Annotated in this window: 15 protein-coding genes and 1 pseudogene; 4 read left to right on the top strand and 12 right to left on the bottom strand. The window is 61.4% G+C overall.

Annotated features, from left to right (window positions below):
• Positions 1–9: 9 nt before the first annotated feature.
• The 8 genes from pcaG to uvsE form a co-directional block, all read right to left on the bottom strand.
• Entirely contained in the window at positions 10–612 is a 603-nt protein-coding gene (gene pcaG / locus D3M70_RS14730; protein WP_120126479.1) for a protocatechuate 3,4-dioxygenase subunit alpha, read from the bottom strand.
• Positions 613–624: 12 nt separating this feature from the next.
• Positions 625–1,344, bottom strand: coding sequence for a protocatechuate 3,4-dioxygenase subunit beta (pcaH, locus tag D3M70_RS14725; protein ID WP_120126478.1), 720 nt, complete (start codon positions 1,342–1,344; stop codon positions 625–627).
• A 146-nt stretch (positions 1,345–1,490) separates the two neighbouring features.
• The gene (gene pcaQ, locus D3M70_RS14720) at positions 1,491–2,420 is read right to left on the bottom strand and encodes a pca operon transcription factor PcaQ (RefSeq protein WP_120126477.1); all 930 of its coding nucleotides are present in this window, start codon (positions 2,418–2,420) and stop codon (positions 1,491–1,493) included.
• Between the two features lie 69 nt (positions 2,421–2,489).
• Positions 2,490–4,712: an ATP-binding protein gene (locus D3M70_RS14715; RefSeq protein WP_120126476.1), complete on the bottom strand. Its 2,223-nt coding sequence runs from the start codon at positions 4,710–4,712 to the stop codon at positions 2,490–2,492.
• Positions 4,709–5,269 carry a biliverdin-producing heme oxygenase gene (locus tag D3M70_RS14710; RefSeq protein WP_120126495.1) on the bottom strand — a complete coding sequence of 187 codons (561 nt, stop codon included), beginning with the start codon at positions 5,267–5,269 and terminating at the stop codon, positions 4,709–4,711. Before D3M70_RS14710 ends, D3M70_RS14715 begins: the two co-directional genes overlap by 4 nt.
• A gap of 182 nt (positions 5,270–5,451) precedes the next feature.
• Complete coding sequence (locus D3M70_RS14705) at positions 5,452–7,077, bottom strand: NADP-dependent glyceraldehyde-3-phosphate dehydrogenase (protein ID WP_120126475.1); 1,626 nt, start codon at positions 7,075–7,077, stop codon at positions 5,452–5,454.
• 108 nt (positions 7,078–7,185) lie between these two features.
• Positions 7,186–8,310 carry a diguanylate cyclase gene (locus D3M70_RS14700; RefSeq protein ID WP_120126474.1) on the bottom strand — a complete coding sequence of 375 codons (1,125 nt, stop codon included), beginning with the start codon at positions 8,308–8,310 and terminating at the stop codon, positions 7,186–7,188.
• 400 nt (positions 8,311–8,710) lie between these two features.
• A complete protein-coding gene (gene uvsE / locus D3M70_RS14695) occupies positions 8,711–9,736 on the bottom strand; it encodes a UV DNA damage repair endonuclease UvsE (RefSeq protein WP_120126473.1) in 1,026 nt (341 codons plus the stop codon).
• Between the two features lie 291 nt (positions 9,737–10,027).
• On the opposite strand from uvsE, the gene msrA reads away from it, so the two are divergent.
• On the top strand, positions 10,028–10,534 hold the full coding sequence (gene msrA, locus D3M70_RS14690; protein ID WP_120126472.1) for a peptide-methionine (S)-S-oxide reductase MsrA: 507 nt from the start codon (positions 10,028–10,030) through the stop codon (positions 10,532–10,534).
• 3 nt (positions 10,535–10,537) lie between these two features.
• Here the strand turns inward: msrA and D3M70_RS14685 are convergent, their stop codons facing one another.
• From D3M70_RS14685 to D3M70_RS14670, 4 genes are all read right to left on the bottom strand, one after another.
• Positions 10,538–11,404: a transporter substrate-binding domain-containing protein gene (locus D3M70_RS14685; protein ID WP_256659855.1), complete on the bottom strand. Its 867-nt coding sequence runs from the start codon at positions 11,402–11,404 to the stop codon at positions 10,538–10,540.
• Positions 11,394–12,173, bottom strand: a complete 780-nt coding sequence (locus D3M70_RS14680) for an ABC transporter permease (RefSeq protein WP_120126471.1) — start codon at positions 12,171–12,173, stop codon at positions 11,394–11,396. The genes D3M70_RS14685 and D3M70_RS14680 overlap by 11 nt, the downstream gene beginning before the upstream one ends.
• Positions 12,174–12,175: 2 nt before the next feature.
• On the bottom strand, positions 12,176–13,015 hold the full coding sequence (locus D3M70_RS14675; protein WP_120126470.1) for an ABC transporter ATP-binding protein: 840 nt from the start codon (positions 13,013–13,015) through the stop codon (positions 12,176–12,178).
• 172 nt (positions 13,016–13,187) lie between these two features.
• A complete protein-coding gene (locus tag D3M70_RS14670; protein ID WP_120126469.1) occupies positions 13,188–14,222 on the bottom strand; it encodes an ABC transporter substrate-binding protein in 1,035 nt (344 codons plus the stop codon).
• Between the two features lie 692 nt (positions 14,223–14,914).
• On the opposite strand from D3M70_RS14670, the gene D3M70_RS14665 reads away from it, so the two are divergent.
• The 3 genes and pseudogenes from D3M70_RS14665 to D3M70_RS33200 all read left to right on the top strand — a co-directional run.
• Positions 14,915–15,892 (top strand): sensor histidine kinase, encoded by a 978-nt coding sequence (locus tag D3M70_RS14665; protein ID WP_120126468.1) that lies wholly within the window; start codon positions 14,915–14,917, stop codon positions 15,890–15,892.
• 203 nt (positions 15,893–16,095) lie between these two features.
• Positions 16,096–16,914 (top strand): annotated as a pseudogene (locus D3M70_RS14660) (GlxA family transcriptional regulator); the annotation flags it as partial.
• 1 nt (position 16,915) lies between these two features.
• Positions 16,916–17,019: AraC family transcriptional regulator (locus D3M70_RS33200; protein ID WP_256659856.1), on the top strand; the 104-nt coding region annotated here is incomplete at its 5' end.
• Positions 17,020–17,311 lie beyond the last annotated feature (292 nt).

Here is a 17,311-nt window from a genome sequence, read left to right as displayed (position 1 = left end):
CTGTGGGGGTCAGAAATCGAAGAACACGGTTTCATCGACGCCCTGCACGCGGATGTCAAAACGATAGGCCAATTGGCCGTCAACGGTGCAGCGTTTGGCGATCAGGGTCTGCCGCCGTTGCGGTTGCTCGATCAGGTTCAGTACCGGGTCAACTGCGTTGCTCGGCGCCTCGTCGTCGAAGTACAGACGGGTGTGCAGGTGGATATTGATGCCCCGGGCAAACAGCGAAACGTTGATGTGGGGCGCCATCGGCACGCCTGCAGCGTTAAGTACGACACCGGGTTTTACGGTCTTGACCAGCCATTCGCCCTCGTCGGTGGTGGCGGTGCGACCGAAGCTGTTGAATGCCTTGCTCAGGTCGTACTCGCGGTCGTAATGGCCCTGGGCATCGGCTTGCCAGAGTTCCAGAAACGAGTCGCGAATCAGGTGGCCGTTGCCGTCGTAAACGTGGCCCAGCAGCAGAATATGCTCGCCAGGCGCGTCAGGGCGGGCCATTTCATTCCAGATTTCCTGTTCGCGAGCCGGGTTACCCGCAGCCTCCAGCGCCAGGCCAATGTGAACGTACGGGCCGGCCGTCTGTGAAGGGGTTTCCGGCAGGATGTGAACGGGCATGGGCGTCGCTCCTCAGACGTTTTCGAAGTGAGTCTTGCGCTGGCCGCGCAGGACGATATCAAAGCGGTAAGCCAGGCAATCCATGGGATTGGCCATGCTCATGTCCAGCCGGGCGATCAGGCTCTGGACGGCTTCGGGGCTGGCGATGGACTTGACGATGGGGCACATCGCAATCAGCGGGTCGCCTTCGAAATACAGCTGGGTGATCAGCTTGGTGGCAATCGAGGGGCCACTGATGGAGAAATGAATGTGCGCCGGGCGCCAGTCATTGGGGCCGTTGCGCCATGGGTACGGACCGGGCTTGACGGTGCGGAAGCTGTAATTGCCGTCGCGGTCGGTGAGGCAGCGACCGACGCCGCCGAAGTTCGGGTCCAGGGGCGCCAGATAGGCGTCCTTCTTGTGCCGGTAACGGCCACCGGCGTTGGCCTGCCACATCTCGACCAGTGTGTGCGGGATGGGCTTGCCGTACTGATCGACCACCCGTCCGGCAACGATGATGCGCTCGCCGATGGGCAGGCCGCCGTTGTTGAAGTTCAACAGCAGATCGGCATCGTGACGGCCGAATTGAAGGTGAGTGAAATCAGGGCCCGAGGTCTCGGAAACGGACTGCGGGATGCTGACCAGCGCCTGACGCGGCGAGCGCAGGATCGAGGTCTTGTAATCAGGGGTCAGGGCTTTGGGGTGCCAGTTGCGGTCGCGAATGGCGAAGCGGCTGTCGTGGGCGTCAGACATGCCAGTGTCCTCTTGTCGTTATGGGAGGTGCTTTTCATTGCCTGCCCGGTAACGCTTCAGGCAGAACACAGCAGGCGATGGCGCAGTGTCCCGCGCAATCAACCTCGGCAAAACTGAAAAGATCGTCCGTATGCATAACCATCTGGTTATGGATAACTGCCCTCGCGGTAGGCCAGCCCGACCTCGCGCAGGGTGTCGACACACCACTGCGCCGCGATGGACAACGGCAATGCCGGGTTGCTGCACAGCCCCACCGACCCGCCCGGTTCGCGAATCCCTAGCTCCAGTTCAACCAGTTCGCCCCGCGTCAGGTCCTGACGCACCGCATCGAATGGCGCGATCCACACCGCGTCACTGCATTGCACGTAACGTCGGCTCAGGGTCAACGACAGGGTTTCCAGGCGCTGGCGTGGCGGGTTGATACCGTGCTGCACGAACAGGCTGTCGGCGAATTTGCGGATGGTCGTGCCCGCCAGCGGCAGCACCAGCGGAAAATCTTCCAGCGTTGCCCGCGTGTCGTCCGCGCCGAGCAGCGGATGGCCGTCGCGCACCACCAGGGTCATCGATTCGCTGTACAGGTGTTCGAAACTCAGGCCGAGAATCTGCGGGCTGTCGGTCATGCGCCCGACCACCAGGTCCAGCTCACCTAATCGCAACTGCGACAACAAGTAGGCGCTGGGGCCGGTGGCGACGCTGACCACCAATGCCGGGTGCCGGGCATGCAGGCGGCAGATCACTTCCGGCACCAACAGGCTTTCCACGGTCGACAACACGCCCAGACGCACGGCCACCGGTTCATGCTCGCCCGAACGCAGGCTGTTCACCCCCTCGCGCAGGGCCTGAACGCTCGGGCCCGCGTAACGCATGAACGCGACACCGGCCTCGGTCAGGGCCGCGCCACTCTTGCTGCGCACGAACAGGCTGGCGGACAGCAGGGTTTCCAGTTCCTTGAGGGTTTTCGACAGTGCTGGCTGGCTGATCGCGAGTTTGTCCGAGGCCTTGGCCAGACTGCCCTGTCGCGCAACTTCAAGGAAGCAGACCAGATGGCGGAATTTGATGCGGGTGTCGATGTTCACAGCGAAAGCGGCCTTTTTATGGGTTGCAGCAACAGGTTTCGTGGTAATGCGCGGCTTTGTGCCGACGCGCTACCGCGCCAATGGCACGGTAAAGCGAAACACGCTGCCGACACCCTGCTCGCTGCTGGCAGTCAGCTCGCCACCGTGGGCCTTGACGATCCCTTGCGAGATGTACAGCCCCAACCCCGTGCCACTGGGGTTGCCTTCGCGGATGCGCCAGTAACGCTCGAACACATGGGGCAACTGATCCGGGGCGATCCCTGAGCCCGAGTCGACGACACTGATCGCAACGAAATCCCCTTGCACCGCAGCCGTGACACTGATCCGGCCTTCCTTGGGCGTGAATTTGATCGCGTTGCCCACCAGGTTCGACAGCACCTGAAACATACGCTCGGGATCGGCCATGATTTTCAATTGAGGCTCGCCGGCGAATGTCAGATCGATGAACTTGTTCAGCGCCAAAGGCGTGAGCAGCGACCAGGCGTCTTCGAAGAACTGGCTGATTTCCAGCGGCTGCGGCGAGATCAGGTAACGCCCGGCTTCGATTTTCGAGGTGTCGAGCAGGTCCTCCAGCAGGTTGGTCATGCGTGCCGTGGCTCGCTGCAAAGTGTCGATGGCGGAATTGAGGCGCTTGGACGAGGGGCTCACATCGGCCGCGATCACTCGCTGCATCATTCCGCACTGCATGACGATCACCGTCAACGGGCTGCGCAGGTCATGGGACACCACCGCCACCAGCTCATCGCGAGCGCGCACGGCGTCTTTCTCCCGCACCACTTGACGGGACAGGTCCGACTCCAGCGCCGAGCGACGCAGATCGGCGACCGCATAGATTTCGCCGATGCTCCACAGCCGCGCCGTGCCATCGACCTGTTGCTTCCACGCCTCGAACGATTCGCGCGGCTGCAAGCGGTCGGCGACAACGCGTTTGAAAGTGTCCGGGTTGCCGCTCCACTGAACGCTGTTTTTGACTTCCTGGCGAAACCACAACACAGCGTTGGCCACCGGCTTGGGCAGGCTGAAGCCGACAAGACCGCTGGCGATGCGCGGATAATCCCGGGCCGGCGCAAATGCTTCGCCCAGGCTCGAGGTCTGCATCACCGCCTCCGGCTGCTCCTGCACCCATTGCTGCAGCGCCCTCACCTGCTCCGGTGTCGGGCACTGACCGATCAGGTGAATCTGGTCTTCGATGATGACCGCTGCGCCACTGGCATCGGCCAGGGCCAGCAAATCCTGCGGATGCTCGATCAACCCTTGATAGACATCGCCCTCGGCCTCAGCCATAGCACAGGCAAGGGACTTGAGCAGGCTGTATTTGGACTCACGCTGGCGCTGCGCCTGCAATTCTTCCAGCGCGCTGATCTGCATCGACAACACCTGGCCGATGGTCTGGCAGGCCGCGCGCAAGGTGTGCGGCACTTGCAGCGGCTGGCGATTGCCACATGTGATCAGGCCCCAGAGCCGATCATGCTTGAGCAGGGAAATACTCATGGAGGCGCGCACGCCCATGTTCTGAATGTACTGGCAATGAATCGGCGAGACGCTGCGCAGCACCGCGTAGGTCATGTCCAGCGGCTGGCCATTGTCGGGGCGAAGCGCAGGCACCAGAGGAACCGGCGTATAGGCGGCGTCCGGGATGATCCGCAACCAGTTCAGGCGATACAGCTCTCGGGCCTGTTCGGGAATGTCACTGGCCGGAAAGAACAGCCCCTGATAAGCATCGAGGGCTTGGGTTGCGGATTCGGCGATGACCTGGCCGTGGCCCTGCTCCTGAAAACGGTAGATCAACACCCTGTCAAAGCCGGTCAGCGCCCGGATTTCATTGACGCTGATGGCGTAGAGATCAGACAGAGTTTTCGCCGCCTGCATGCGGCGCAGCGTACGGTTCAAGCGTTGATCGAGGGTCTGACCGGGCGGCAAGGGGCTGGTCTGGACGGCTTCGAGTTCAAGAAACAGCAAACCGTCGTGACGATGGACCAGGCAGTCGAAGGCATGATCGCCCATGCGCAGCGCGAGTGGATTGATGTCTTCCAGCGCCTCGACGGCCAGCGCCTGACGCACCAGACCCGCCTGCACCTCACCCAGCCAGTGAGCCAGCGGCTGGCCGGCTGCGATGTCGCTGGCCACGCTAAGAACCGACGCCGCATTGGCGCTGGCTTGCTGGACGGTCCAGGCCGATTCGTCGACGGTCAGCAACACGCCGTGTGGCTGAATCGCACCGGGAATGCGGATCGGCTCAATGGCGCAATTCTGCAGCAGCGCGTCCAGGTGGTGTTCGGTAACGGAGGTCATAGCAGCACTCCTGTGCGTTCCAGCCACCTTTCGAAACAGGTGAACGTGGCGCAGGCGGCGTCCACGGTCTCTTGGTTGTAGTCGGGATGGTCAGCGTCTGCCAATGATTTGAGAAAGGACTTCCACAACCGGCCCGTTTCCCGACCGTAGACATCCAGAAACTCGCCGCCGTTATCAGCACCGATGCCCAGCCTGTGCGCAATGATCCGGCGCAGCACCTGGCCGCCCAGCGTCGCGCCTTCCATGACGTACATGATGCCCAGCAGTTGAGCATGGGACGACAGGGCCGGCAGATCGGTGCACAACGGCAAACGCTGGATGTCGGCATCGCTGAGGCCCAGCGCGTGCAGGTCCTTGAGCAGAGCCGGGATCTTCTGCCGTTCGGGGTCTGCGCCTTCAGTACCCGAAAAACCTGCGATCAACCGCTGTAACGGCACATGAAAGCCGTAATACGCCTGGATGATCCGTTGGTAGGTTGTTCGATCGAGGTCGGGATGCGTGAGGGGCAGCCGGGCTTCCAGCGCCTTGTGCTGCACGGCGGTCGACATGCGCAGCATTTGCAGCACAGGCAGCGGCAGCACCGTTGCATCAGAGGGGTGTTGCCGGGAAGTCGCTTCGACCAAGGGCGGTGGCGTCCAGTCAGTGGAGGGAAGTCTTGAAGTGCAACGCCACCGACAGGTACACGGCGATGGCTACCGCGCACACTAATGTACGCGGCAGCCAGGTGCAAACCTGTCGATCAGAAGATGTAATCGGTGGTCAGGAAGCTCGACTCGCGGTTGTGGATGATGTCGCTGATCAGCGCCTTGTTGCTCTCCTGGAACCTGGTCGCTACCAGCGTGCGGATCGAGAACACGCGCAGGGCATCGTGTACCGACAGCGTGCCCTCTGCCGAATTCTTGCGGCCGTTGAACGGGAAGCTGTCCGGGCCACGCTGGCACTGGGCATTGATGTTGATGCGACCCACCTGATTGGCGAACGCGTCGACCAGGCGACCGACCTGCTTGGAGTCGTTGCCGAAGATGCTCAACTGCTGACCGAAGTCCGAATCCAGCACGTACTCGATGACGGTGTCCAGGTCGCGGTAGGCCACGACCGGCACCACCGGGCCGAACTGCTCTTCGTGGTAGACGCGCATGTCCGGGGTCACCGGGTAGAGCACGGCCGGGTAGAAGAACTGTTGATGGGTGGTACCGCCGCCCTCGTTGACCACTTTGGCGCCTTTGCTCACGGCATCGTCGACCAGCCCCTGCAGGTACTCGGTCTTGCCAGGTTCGGGCAGCGGCGTCAGGGAAACGCCCGGCTCCCATGGCATGCCCGGCTTGAGCTGGGCCAGTTTTTCCTCGAACTTCTCAAGGAAACTGCCGACCACGTTTTCGTGTACGAACAGGATCTTCAGCGCCGTGCAACGCTGGCCGTTGAACGACAGCGAACCGGTGATGGCCTCGCTGACTGCGTTGTCCAGGTTGACGTCGGGCAGCACGATGCCGGGGTTCTTGGCATCCAGACCCAACGCGGCGCGCAGGCGATGTGGCTTGGGGTGCAGTTTCTTCAGGGCGCTGGCGGCCTTGTTGGTGCCGATGAAGGCGAATACGTCGATCTTGCCGCTGGCCATCAGCGCGCTGACCGTCTCGCGACCACTGCCGTAGATCACATTGATGACGCCGGCCGGAAAGCTGTCGCGGAAGGCTTCCAGCAGCGGACGGATCAGCAGCACGCCGAACTTGGCCGGTTTGAAGACCACGGTGTTGCCCATGATCAGCGCCGGAATCAGCGTGGTGAAGGTCTCGTTCAACGGATAGTTGTAAGGCCCCATGCACAGCGTTACGCCCAGCGGCACGCGGCGAATCTGGCCCAGAGTGTCCTGCTCCAGTTCGAAACGGCTGGAACGGCGATCCAGTTCCTTGAGGGCGTTGATGGTGTCAACGATGTAATCGCAGGTGCGGTCGAACTCTTTCTGCGAGTCCTTGAGGTTCTTGCCGATTTCCCACATCAGCAGCGTGACCACGGCATCGCGCTGTTCGCGCATGCGTTTGAGGAAGGTCTCGACGTGGTGAATGCGGTCGACGACGCGCAGGGTCGGCCAGGCGCCCTGCCCCCGATCATAAGCCTTGACCGCAGCATCCAGCGCGGACATCGCGGTATCGGCGTCCATCAATGGCGTACTCCCGAGCACCACCGATTCAAGACCCGCGTCGGTCTTCAGCGAAACCGGACTGAGCACCGGCGCCAGCGGGCCCTGCCACTGACGCAGTTCGCCGTTGACCAGATACTCACGCTGTTCGATGGCAGGACCCGCACGAAACTGCTCAGGGATCTCATCGGCGCTCGGGTACAGGTTTTCCAGGCGGTTTTGCAGGGTCATTTCTCTTTACCTCTTCCAGTCGGCAATCGTGCGAAACACACTACGCCACAGCCGGGAGCGAATGAAAAGCGTTGTGACAAATGTCACGAAGAGGTGACAGCGCTGGGCCTAGGCCACAGCCGTCTGATTGCGTCCTTGGGCCTTGGCCCGGAACAGCGCCTTGTCGGCGTCGTTGAGCAGCATGTGCACGTCCTGGTCGCCGGCATTCATGGTGGCGACACCGAGGCTGGCAGTGATGCCTTCGAGGTGCCTGCACGGCAGTTGCGCGATGGCCTGGCGCAGGGATTCGGCGGTCGCTCGGGCACCGTCCAGTGAGGTATCGGTCAGCAACAGCGCGAACTCTTCACCGCCCAGCCGACCGCAGATATCCCCCTCGCGGATCGACTCGCAGATCACCGCGCCGATTTGTCGCAGCACCTGATCGCCGGCCTGATGGCCGTAAGAGTCGTTGATGTGCTTGAAGTAATCGATGTCCAGCATGAGCGCTGACAGCGGCAACTGATTCTGCTTGCAATGCTCGTAGGTCCGCTCGGCCTGTTGGAAGAACGCCCGACGGTTCTTCAATCCCGTGAGTTCATCCGTATGGGCGGCGTGGGTGGCGACACTGTGGGCGTATTCCATCTCCCGGGTCAGGCGGAAGGCTTTTTCCATGGCCTCGGATAGCTTGCGCGTCGCGCTGACCACGAAGGAGGCGAACACCAAAGAGGCGGAGGCCATGCCGATCTGCGTGGGCGAAGGCTGAAACAGCAGCCACAGCGAACACGGCATCAGCACCAGGCCGATGGACACGATGGTCATGGACCGATAGGCGGAATAACAGGACACCCCACAGACCGACATGCCGACGGTGAACAGCAGGACCAGGGTTTGCGTGAGCAGGTCGTGGGTCTGCATCAGCGCCAGCGCCCCGCCGCCCCAGATGGCGGCCGAGAGGATCAGGGTCAGCCAGTATTTGAGTTCCCAGCGCTGCGGAGTGCGGGTATCGGGCCTGCTTCGAAAATAGGCGATCAGCAAGGTCACGCGTAACAACGTCGAAGCGCCGAGCAGCACCAGCCAATAAAGGATGATCTGTTGCTCTATCCGCTCCCGGCACAGCCAGCTCAGCATCAGGGCAGCCAGAAAGCTTCCCAGCACCGAGAAAAAGGTCTGACGAAAAAGCAGCTGCAGCCGATCGGTTCGCACTTGCGTGCGGATCAGGGCATCACGCTCGTCCTGAAACTCAAGGAGGTACATCGGTTCCCGCCTGTCCTGACCACGGTGACATGCCCGCGATTGTGGCACCCGGCCATGACACGGCACAACTCGCCGATACGCAAAATGGGCACAATTCACGTTCGTATTCATACCGAAGGTCGGATTTCCCTGAAAAGGTCGTGCTAGAGGGCTTCAAGTATCTGACTCTCGCCGGTCGATCACAGGATTAATTGCTGGATTGAGGGCGATTGGACTTAACGGTCGAAACCTTCCTCGACGATTTAGACCTGCCGGTCGGTAATTATCGAGGCCGTGTAATGATCCCTCTGATCATTCCCACGCCGCAGCGTGGGAATGCCTTGCAGGAAGCTCCGCGGCCCCGATGACGCGGAGCGTCAATCACTGCGTCGCCTCGCGGAGCGTCAGAACGATCAAATCATCAATCCGGCTGCAAAAAACGTCGGTAGAAAGCCTCCACCGCCAGATTCTTGTCCTTGGCCTCGAACATGATGTCGAAACGCGGGAGAAACTGCAGGGCATAGGCGTTGGTCCAGTCGTTCCACATCCTGTCGCTGTGCAGGTACAGATCGCGCTTGTTCACGACCTTGAGCAATTCGTCCATTTCCAGCTTCTGCTGCGGGTCGAACCCCTGAGCCTGCAGCGTTTCCGGAGGCTGCGAGTAGTGCATTACCGGCCGCACCCCGCGCCAGCTGTCGATGATCTGCGCGACACGGGGATCATCCGGGTCGATGTAGCGGTTTTCGTTGATCCAGCAATGGTGAATGTCCAACACCACGGGTGCCAGGTCCGCCAGTTGCAGGCAATCGTCGACCCCATAGGTCTTCTCTTCGTTTTCGAAGGTGATGCAGTGACGCGACACTTGCGACAATCGCGGCCAGATGGCACGGACGCCTTCGACGCCAAGTCGTCCGGCGATGTGGACATTGCACTTGAAGTCCTGAAACTGCCTGCCGTAGCCCATCATGCGGATCATGTCGGCGTGGTATTCGAACTCGGCGAGGCTGTTTTCGACCACATCGGGGCGGTCGGAGGCCAATACGCAGAACTGACCGGGGTGAAACGACAGGCGGATATCGGCCTTGCGCGCCACCTCGCCGATCCGCTGAAAGCCTGCTTCCAGCCGCGACATGACAGCAGGGTCGCGATAGAACTCGACGACTTTGGGATGGCTGTAGAACGGCAACAGATCGCTGCTCAAGCGCAGCATGCGCAGCGTCGGCGGCAACTGCGCCACGTAGCCCAACAGGTGGACCTGGGCAGCCAGATTATGGTCGACGATCTGCAGCAGCTTTTCCCGTGCGACCTCAACAGCCACGCTGTCCATCCAGCGCAACGTGGTAGTCCGGGGGTTGTAACCGCCCTCCAGCGTCTTGAGTTCCTTGAGCGACAACTCGCGCTCGTGGTGGCGGTACATGCAGGCGAAGCCGATACGGGGGCGATTCACAAAAGGTCCCTGAGTGCGATTGAATGGTCTGAAATGAAGACTGCGCGCGGCAGGCAGGAGTTCGCAATCATTTGAGCGGGTGGCCGTGTTGTTTGCCCTTGCTGCCGGTGCCCGGCAGATCGTCGGCAAGGTGGAGCGCCCCCGGCCGGACTGCGACAAACGCGGGGGTTGCTTGAGATGCCGCCGAAGGGTAGCACCGCCCTCGCCGCTTGCACCCGCCCACGGCAGGCGAGCACACTGGCTGACGAATCGAAAACCGTGCGCCCTGTGCGCCACAGGAAGGATTGAACCATGACCACACAAACCCAAACCGCCCTGCTCGCCGGCGGCTGCTTCTGGGGCATGCAGGACTTGCTGCGCCGTTATCCAGGCGTCTTGTCCACACGCGTCGGCTACTCCGGCGGCGACGTCGAAAACGCCACCTACCGCAATCACGGCACCCATGCTGAAGCCATCGAAATCGTGTTCGATCCGCAGGTCATCAGCTACCGGCAGATCCTCGAATTCTTCTTCCAGATCCACGATCCGTCCACCGCCAATCGCCAGGGCAACGACATCGGCCTGAGCTACCGCTCGGCGATTTTCTACCTCGATGAAGAACAGAAACGCATTGCCGAAGACACGGTCAAGGACGTCGATGCCTCAGACCTGTGGCCAGGCAAAGTGGTCACCGAAATCAGCCCGGCCGGTGCGTTTTGGGAGGCAGAGCCCGAGCATCAGGATTATCTGGAGCGCATTCCCAACGGCTACACCTGCCATTTCATCCGTAAAGACTGGGTGTTGCCGAAACGGGCGTAAAGCTCAGTGACACACCAGCCCGTCACTGAGCTTCATGCTGTCCACCAGAAACGCGTTGCTGTGCAGGTCCCAGGCTTTGGTTTGACCGCCTCGGGACTGCCAGTCGCGCAGGCCGGCTTGCAGCAGGCGCAGGCTTTTGGGGTCCGGCGCTGACAGATAGACGCTCGCGTCGCTGCTCGCTGCCAGGGTTTGCGGCAGCATGCGATAGAAACGCCAATCAGGGGTTTGCAACAGGCTGGCAAGCACCGTGCGCTCATCGGCGAGCAAGCGGCAGTCTCCCGCGAGGAAGGCCGACGCGGCGCGGATGCTCGAGGCGTAAACCTGTGTTCGTGCGCCTCGGGCCAGCAAATCGCGGGTCCAGGGGCTGCCATTGGCGATGCAGACGCTCTGGTCCTTGAGCGACGACGGCATCGTGTTGCGCAGGCTGAGCAACGCGCCGTTTTCGTAACCCTGGGGCACCTCGCTCAGCGCTGCCCGCTGTCGCTCCAGCCCCGGAATATCCAGACTCCCCGTGATCACCGCATCGACTTCGTCCTTGCTCAAGAAACCCGAGAGGTCATGAGCAGGCAGGGCCTTGAGTTGCACCTTGATGCCCAGATAACGGCCTAACGCGCTGGCCAGTTCGCTGTCCATTTCATCGGGTTCCGCGATCAGCGCCTCGGTGCTGTCGGTGGGCCGGGGATAACTGCGTACGCCGATGCGCAGAACCTGCTGCTGCCGGGCCTTGACGAGCACCGGCCCCGGCATCTGGTCTGCGGCATCGAGCATGGGCAGGAGCCAGATCGCGCACACCGCCCCAACGCCGATCAGCGCGGCCAGACCATAGCGAATCCAGCCCCCGGAAAATGCAGCGCCGGTTCTACCCGGCATGTTTGAGCCCCCGGCGCCAGCGGGTGAAACGACGCTCCAGCAGCGCCAACAGAACGTTCAACAGCAGACCGACGACCGCCAGCAGCAGAATCCCCGCGTACATGCTCGGGATCTGAAACACCTCCTGAGAATTGAGCGTCAGAAATCCCAACCCGGAGTGAGCGCCGATCATTTCGGCCGCCACCAATGCGGTGATGCAATAAGCCCCTGCCAGACGCACCCCGGTGAAGATCGACGGCGACGCCGAGGGCAGCACGATCTTGAGGAACAGAAAGCGCCGGTTCGCGCCCATCGACAGGGCCGAGTTGATCAGCAGGCTGTCGACCTGTTTGACGCCGCTGATGGTGCTCAACAGGATCGGCCAGAACGACGCCCAGAAGATGATCGCCACCTTGGAGAGTTCACCGATCCCCAGAAACAGAATGAACACCGGGAACAGCGCCAGCGCCGAGGTCTGGCGGAAGAACTGCAGCAGTGGATCGAGCACACGCTCAAGCCGGGCGAACCAGCCCATCAGCAGCCCCAGGCTGACACCGGTGACGATGGCCAGCGCAAGACCCGCCAGTGAACGAATCAGGCTGGCTTGGAGGTGCTTGATCAGCGCGCCGCTGGACGCCATGTCGACGATGGCCGCAAGCACTTGCGAAGGCGGACTCAGGTAACCGGGATTAACCACACCCAGTCGCGGCAGCGCTTCCCATAACGCGAGAAAAAGCAGAATGCCCAGCGAGCTGTCCAGTGTCTTGCGTAACGTTTTCTTCCAGCCCATGTTTACACCCCCACCCGGTAGCCACTGCGCCCGACGATCTGTTGCCAGCTTTCGTGGCGTGAGGCGTCTTCGGCATCTTGCAGGTGGGCGACAGCGGCGCCCATGCCTTCGCGCAGTGACGCCCAGGCCCGCTGGCGAAGGTGGACGAAGGCGTGGCTGTTGCGCAGTTGAGGCAGGCGTGGCCGAGGCAGGTCGATATCGATGATGTCCTTGATCCGGCCAGGGCGCGGGGTCATGACCGCGACGCGGTCGGACAGGAAGATTGCCTCGTCGAGGCTGTGGGTGATGAACACGATGGTTGTCTTGTGCAGGTCCCAGATCCGCAGCAATTCGTCCTGCAATGTCTCGCGGGTTTGCGCGTCGAGGGCCGCGAAGGGCTCGTCCATCAGCAGCAGGTCGGGTTTGTAGACCAGAGAGCGGGCAATGGCCACGCGCTGACGCATGCCCCCCGACAGTTCGTGGGGATAGCGCGAGGCAAAACCGGTGAGGCCCACCAGATCCAGATAATCGCGTGCCCTCTCGCGCCGTTCGGTCTTGCCGACACCACGGATTTCCAGGCCCACGGCGATGTTGTCGAGCACCGTGCGCCACGGCAGCAAGGCGTAGCCCTGGAACACCACGCCCTGATGGCGGTTGATGCCTTGCAGGGGGCGGCCATCGATGTCCAGGGTGCCGCCGGTCTTTTTCGCCAGCCCCGCGAGGATGTTCAGATAGGTGGACTTGCCGCAGCCCGAAGGGCCGAGAATCGACAGGAACTCGCCGTCACGCACTTGCAGGTCGAAGTCCTTCAACACTTCGACTCGTTCGTCGTTGCCCGACTCGTCCTGAGCCTGGTATTCCATGTGTAAGCCTGATGTGGAGATTTTGTGCACTGATGCCTCTCAAGCCATTCGATAAAACGCCTACAGCTTTGCTGTCTCGGTGCTGTCCCGGTGCCGCCTCGCTGCTGGCCGCAGGCCCTGGGCAAGCGCCGCTGCCACGGACTTCGGCCAGAACCGCGCATGTCGATGCCGATCAGGCGCGAGCCTTGGCCCGCGCGTTGAATTCATTGGTGTACACATCCTTGACCGCGACCGCGCCGGGCTTGATCTTCTTCTCGTTCTGCAGAATGTCGATGTAGTACTGAATCGGCGGTTCGGTGACGATCAGGTCATCGACGTAGGCGTAGCGCTCGACCAGCTCCAGCGGGGTGCCGATGCGTTGCGAGACGATCTTGCGCGCCTCGTCAGGGTTGGCGTTGACCCAGTTGGCGGCTCTGGCGATGGCCGCGACGAAATCCTGCGTCGCTTCCGGGTTCTCGCGGATGAACGTGCCGTACCCACTGTAAGGGGCCATTCCGCCCAGCCCTTTGTCCAGGTCGTAATCGCTCCAGAGTTTGCGCAATTGAGGGTTGTGCTCGGCGCCGCCGGAGGCTGGCGGATGAATGATCGCGATGTCGATGTTGCCGGTGGCAAGCGTCTGCTCGCTCTGGTTATCCGGGACCACCACCCAGTTGATCTTGTCGACGTCCACCTGATGTTCGCGCAGGAATTTTTTGGTGACGAACTCGGCGCAGGCACCAAAGCTGTTGAAACCCACGGTTTTGCCTTCCATGTCCTTGGGCGCGAGGATGCCGGAGTCGGCGCGCACGAAGTATTTCATGTGCGGCGCTTCCTGCAGGGTCTTGCCACCGGCCGCGACTACCTTGAGGTCCAGGCCACTGGCAATGGCTGAAATCACCAGTGGCACCATCCGTGTGCCGAAGTCGATTTCGCCCGTGCCCACCAGCGGAATGATTTGCGGCGCAGCGATCTTGCCGATGTAGTTGGGCCGTGTGCGGGTGCCCTCGAAATAGCCGAGGGAGTCGGCCAGATAGACCAGGTCGAACGCCGGATTGTCCGGGTATTTGAAACTGACGACCTGATCGGAGCGCTTTTTCAGCACCGCAGGCGCGACATTGGCAGTCTTCTCCGGCTTGTCGCACCCCGGCAGCAACAACCCCGCCGCAGCGGCGGTGCCCAGCAACGCCACCTGTTTGATAAAAGTTCGTCGGCTGTTGGGTTCTTGCATACCAGGTTTCCTTGTAAAGGCCACGCAATTACGCAGCCTGATCATGGGGCAGTTAGGGGTCTTGAGACATAAAGAGTGTCGAGGCTTGATCAAACAGTTGATCACGAAAACCGCAAACTAATAACGTCTGACGAACTGCTCGCAACAGTAATAAGGCACACAAGTTACCGTCAACACGCAGTGCGAACAGCGCTATATCATTTTGAGCTAGCGCTATTCCTGACGGTCCACGCAGCCCGCGCTGCTGTTGATCCAGCAACAGCGCTCAAGCAGAACGCACGATCTCTGCGCAGCCGCTGCGTATGACTTTCCTGGGTAATGCGTGAGAACAGAACACCCACTCCCCCCCCGGAGAAACGGTTTAAGCATTTCAACTAACGCCCCTGTTTTACAACCCGCGAAAGTCCGGATTATTGAGTGGTGTCGCGTACTGTCGACACGCGTTGTATTTGCCACGCTGCGTTTATTTCTTTCATCACGTGAACCGTCCCCACAGCCCCAATCAAAGACACGCTGACAACCTGGCCTCTACCTGTTCGTACCTGCGCGCGACCGGGAAGGTGCCCCAAGAGGAATGGAACAGCCATCAGGGTGCCTGATCCTGCCAAACCGGGCCCCTTGCGGTTGCGTGCCGGGATCCGTGCGTATACTCGGTCGGCAACGAAACGGGGCGCTTTGGATCAGGAGGCTCGATGTCAGACGAACAATGTGCTGAACCCTCGCAGGACGCTGGCGCAGCGGCTGAACAGCCTTGGGCAGAGGGTTACGACATGTCGCCGATGCGCCGAGACGAGGCACTGACCTATTGCGTGTTCGCAGACCCCCACTGCGGCATTGCCAGTGCACCGCTGCCGTCCACTGAGAGGGGTCAGCATCTGGCCACGCTGGCCGTATGGGCACCCCGGATCACGCCGACCTCTCAAGCCGTATTCACCCGATACCCTGCGCCCTTCTGTCCGCAAGCCGATTCTGCCGGCAGTCCGCATCTGAAAATCATGGGCGAACTCACGGTTTCCATTGCCCATGAAATCTGTCAGCCCTTGCTCTCCATCGCGTCCAACGCTGCAGCGTGTATGCGCTGGCTGCAACGGGAAACGCCCGATCTGGAAGAGGCCATCAGCGGCCTTCAGGACATCCGCGCCGAATGCGAGCGTGCAGCGGATATCGTTTCAGCGCTGCGCGCACTGGCAAAGCAGACGCCCTGCAAACCTCAGCCGGTCAACATCAACGACGTGATTGGAGAAGTGATCCGGCTCACGCAGGCCAGTCTGTCGAAGCACGCCGTGACGCTCGAAACCCACCTGGACGCCGATCAGACGGTCATCGCCGATCCGGTGCAGATCCAGCAATTGGTGTTCAACCTGTTCACCAACGCCATTGAAGCCATGAGCGGGTCTGGCTCGTCGGAATGCGTCTTGCGGGTGTCCACCCGTTCGTTGAGCGATGGGGTGCAGGTGTCGGTGGAGGACAACGGTCCCGGTATTCCCATCGAGCAGCGCAAGCAGATCTTCGGCGCGTTCTACACCACCAAGTCCAGCGGCCTGGGGATGGGCCTGACCATCTGCCGGTCGGTGATCGAAGCGCACCAGGGTAATCTCTACGCCGAAACCTCGGAGATGGGCGGCGCGATGATCCGCTTCCAGTTACCGGCCGGATGCAAGAATCACTGATTGGTCTGAAGCCTGTCCCATCGCTTCGCCAGCAAGCCGGCTCCCACGGCCTTCCGCCAGAAGCGATCTCCGGTCGCCCCGTGGGTTGAGTGCGCTCGCGTCATCTGTACCGGTATGTGCTTGATTTGGCCTAAACTGCCGCCTTGAAGAGGTTGTGCCCTTCCTGATCATCAGGGGCGGGCCGCGAAGAAGGCGACAGAGGCATGCAAGACCCTTGTGCACATAAAACGGTGGTGATGGTGCTGTTCAACGACGTGCTGATGCTCGACGTGACCGGCCCCATGGATGTCTTTTCGATTTCCAATCGCCTGCTGCCCAGGGAGCGCCAGTATCAGTTGCTGACCATTTCCGACCGGCCGGCACTGGTGCGCAGCTCTTGCGGATTGAAAGTGCAGGCGGACATGCGCCTGGAGGACTACCCCGCCCAGGTCGACCTGCTGCTGGTCCCCGGAGGCCCCGGCGCGTATGGCGTCACTCATCCCAACCTCAACGACTGGCTGCCCAGTGCCGCCAAACGTGCCAAGCGCTTCGGCGCGATCTGTACCGGGGTTTTTCTGCTGGCTGAAGCCGGGCTGATCGATGGCTACCGTTGCACCACCCACTGGAACTACGTCGACCGGTTGGCGCAGCGTCACCCGCAGACCCGGGTGGAAACCGAACAGATTTACGTGATCGACCGCAACCTGATCACATCCGGCGGTATCACGGCAGGCATCGACATGGCCCTGGCAGTGGTGGCCGAGGACCACGGCAAGGAACTCGCGCTGGAAGTGGCCAAAGTGTTGCTGGTGGTCATGAAGCGCCAGGGCGGGCAGACGCCGTACAGCCCGCTGCTCGCCGCCGTGCCACGGGACGGAACGGCCATTGCCCGGGTCCAGGCCTACGTGGTCGATCACATCGAAGAGCCCTTCACCATCGGACGCATGGCTGAAATCGCGGCAATGAGCTCACGTAACTTCGCTCGCGCGTTCCAGCGCGAAGTCAACCTGACACCGATGCAGTACGTGCAGAACGCCCGTATCNCCTCCCGTTGCGGGTTTGGCAGTGCCCGGCATATGCGCAAGCTGTTCAGCGAGCGCATCGGACTGTCGCCGAATCAGTATCGGCAGCAGTTCGGCGGCGAGTGACGCAGCGGCCCGCAGCAGATCAAGGCCGCTGCGCCTTCTGCGCGTGGGCGGCTGCCGCGTCAGCGCGAAGAGAACGATCGGCGTGGAACTTGATAGCGCCTCGATTGTCGCGCCCATTCATACGAATATTTCGTCTCTGATTACCCTACTTTACGACTAATACACCCCCTACTCCGACGATCGGTACACATTCAAAAACGCGATTCTCTCCTCTCGTGAATCAAGGGGTTATCGCGCCCATCGTTTTGAAAAAACAGAGCTTGTCAAAAAAACCTCCATTGAAAGCCACCGG

Source organism: Pseudomonas sp. LS-2 (assembly GCF_003605735.1).
Taxonomy (GTDB): domain Bacteria; phylum Pseudomonadota; class Gammaproteobacteria; order Pseudomonadales; family Pseudomonadaceae; genus Aquipseudomonas.
This window is presented reverse-complemented; position numbering and strand designations above follow the sequence as displayed.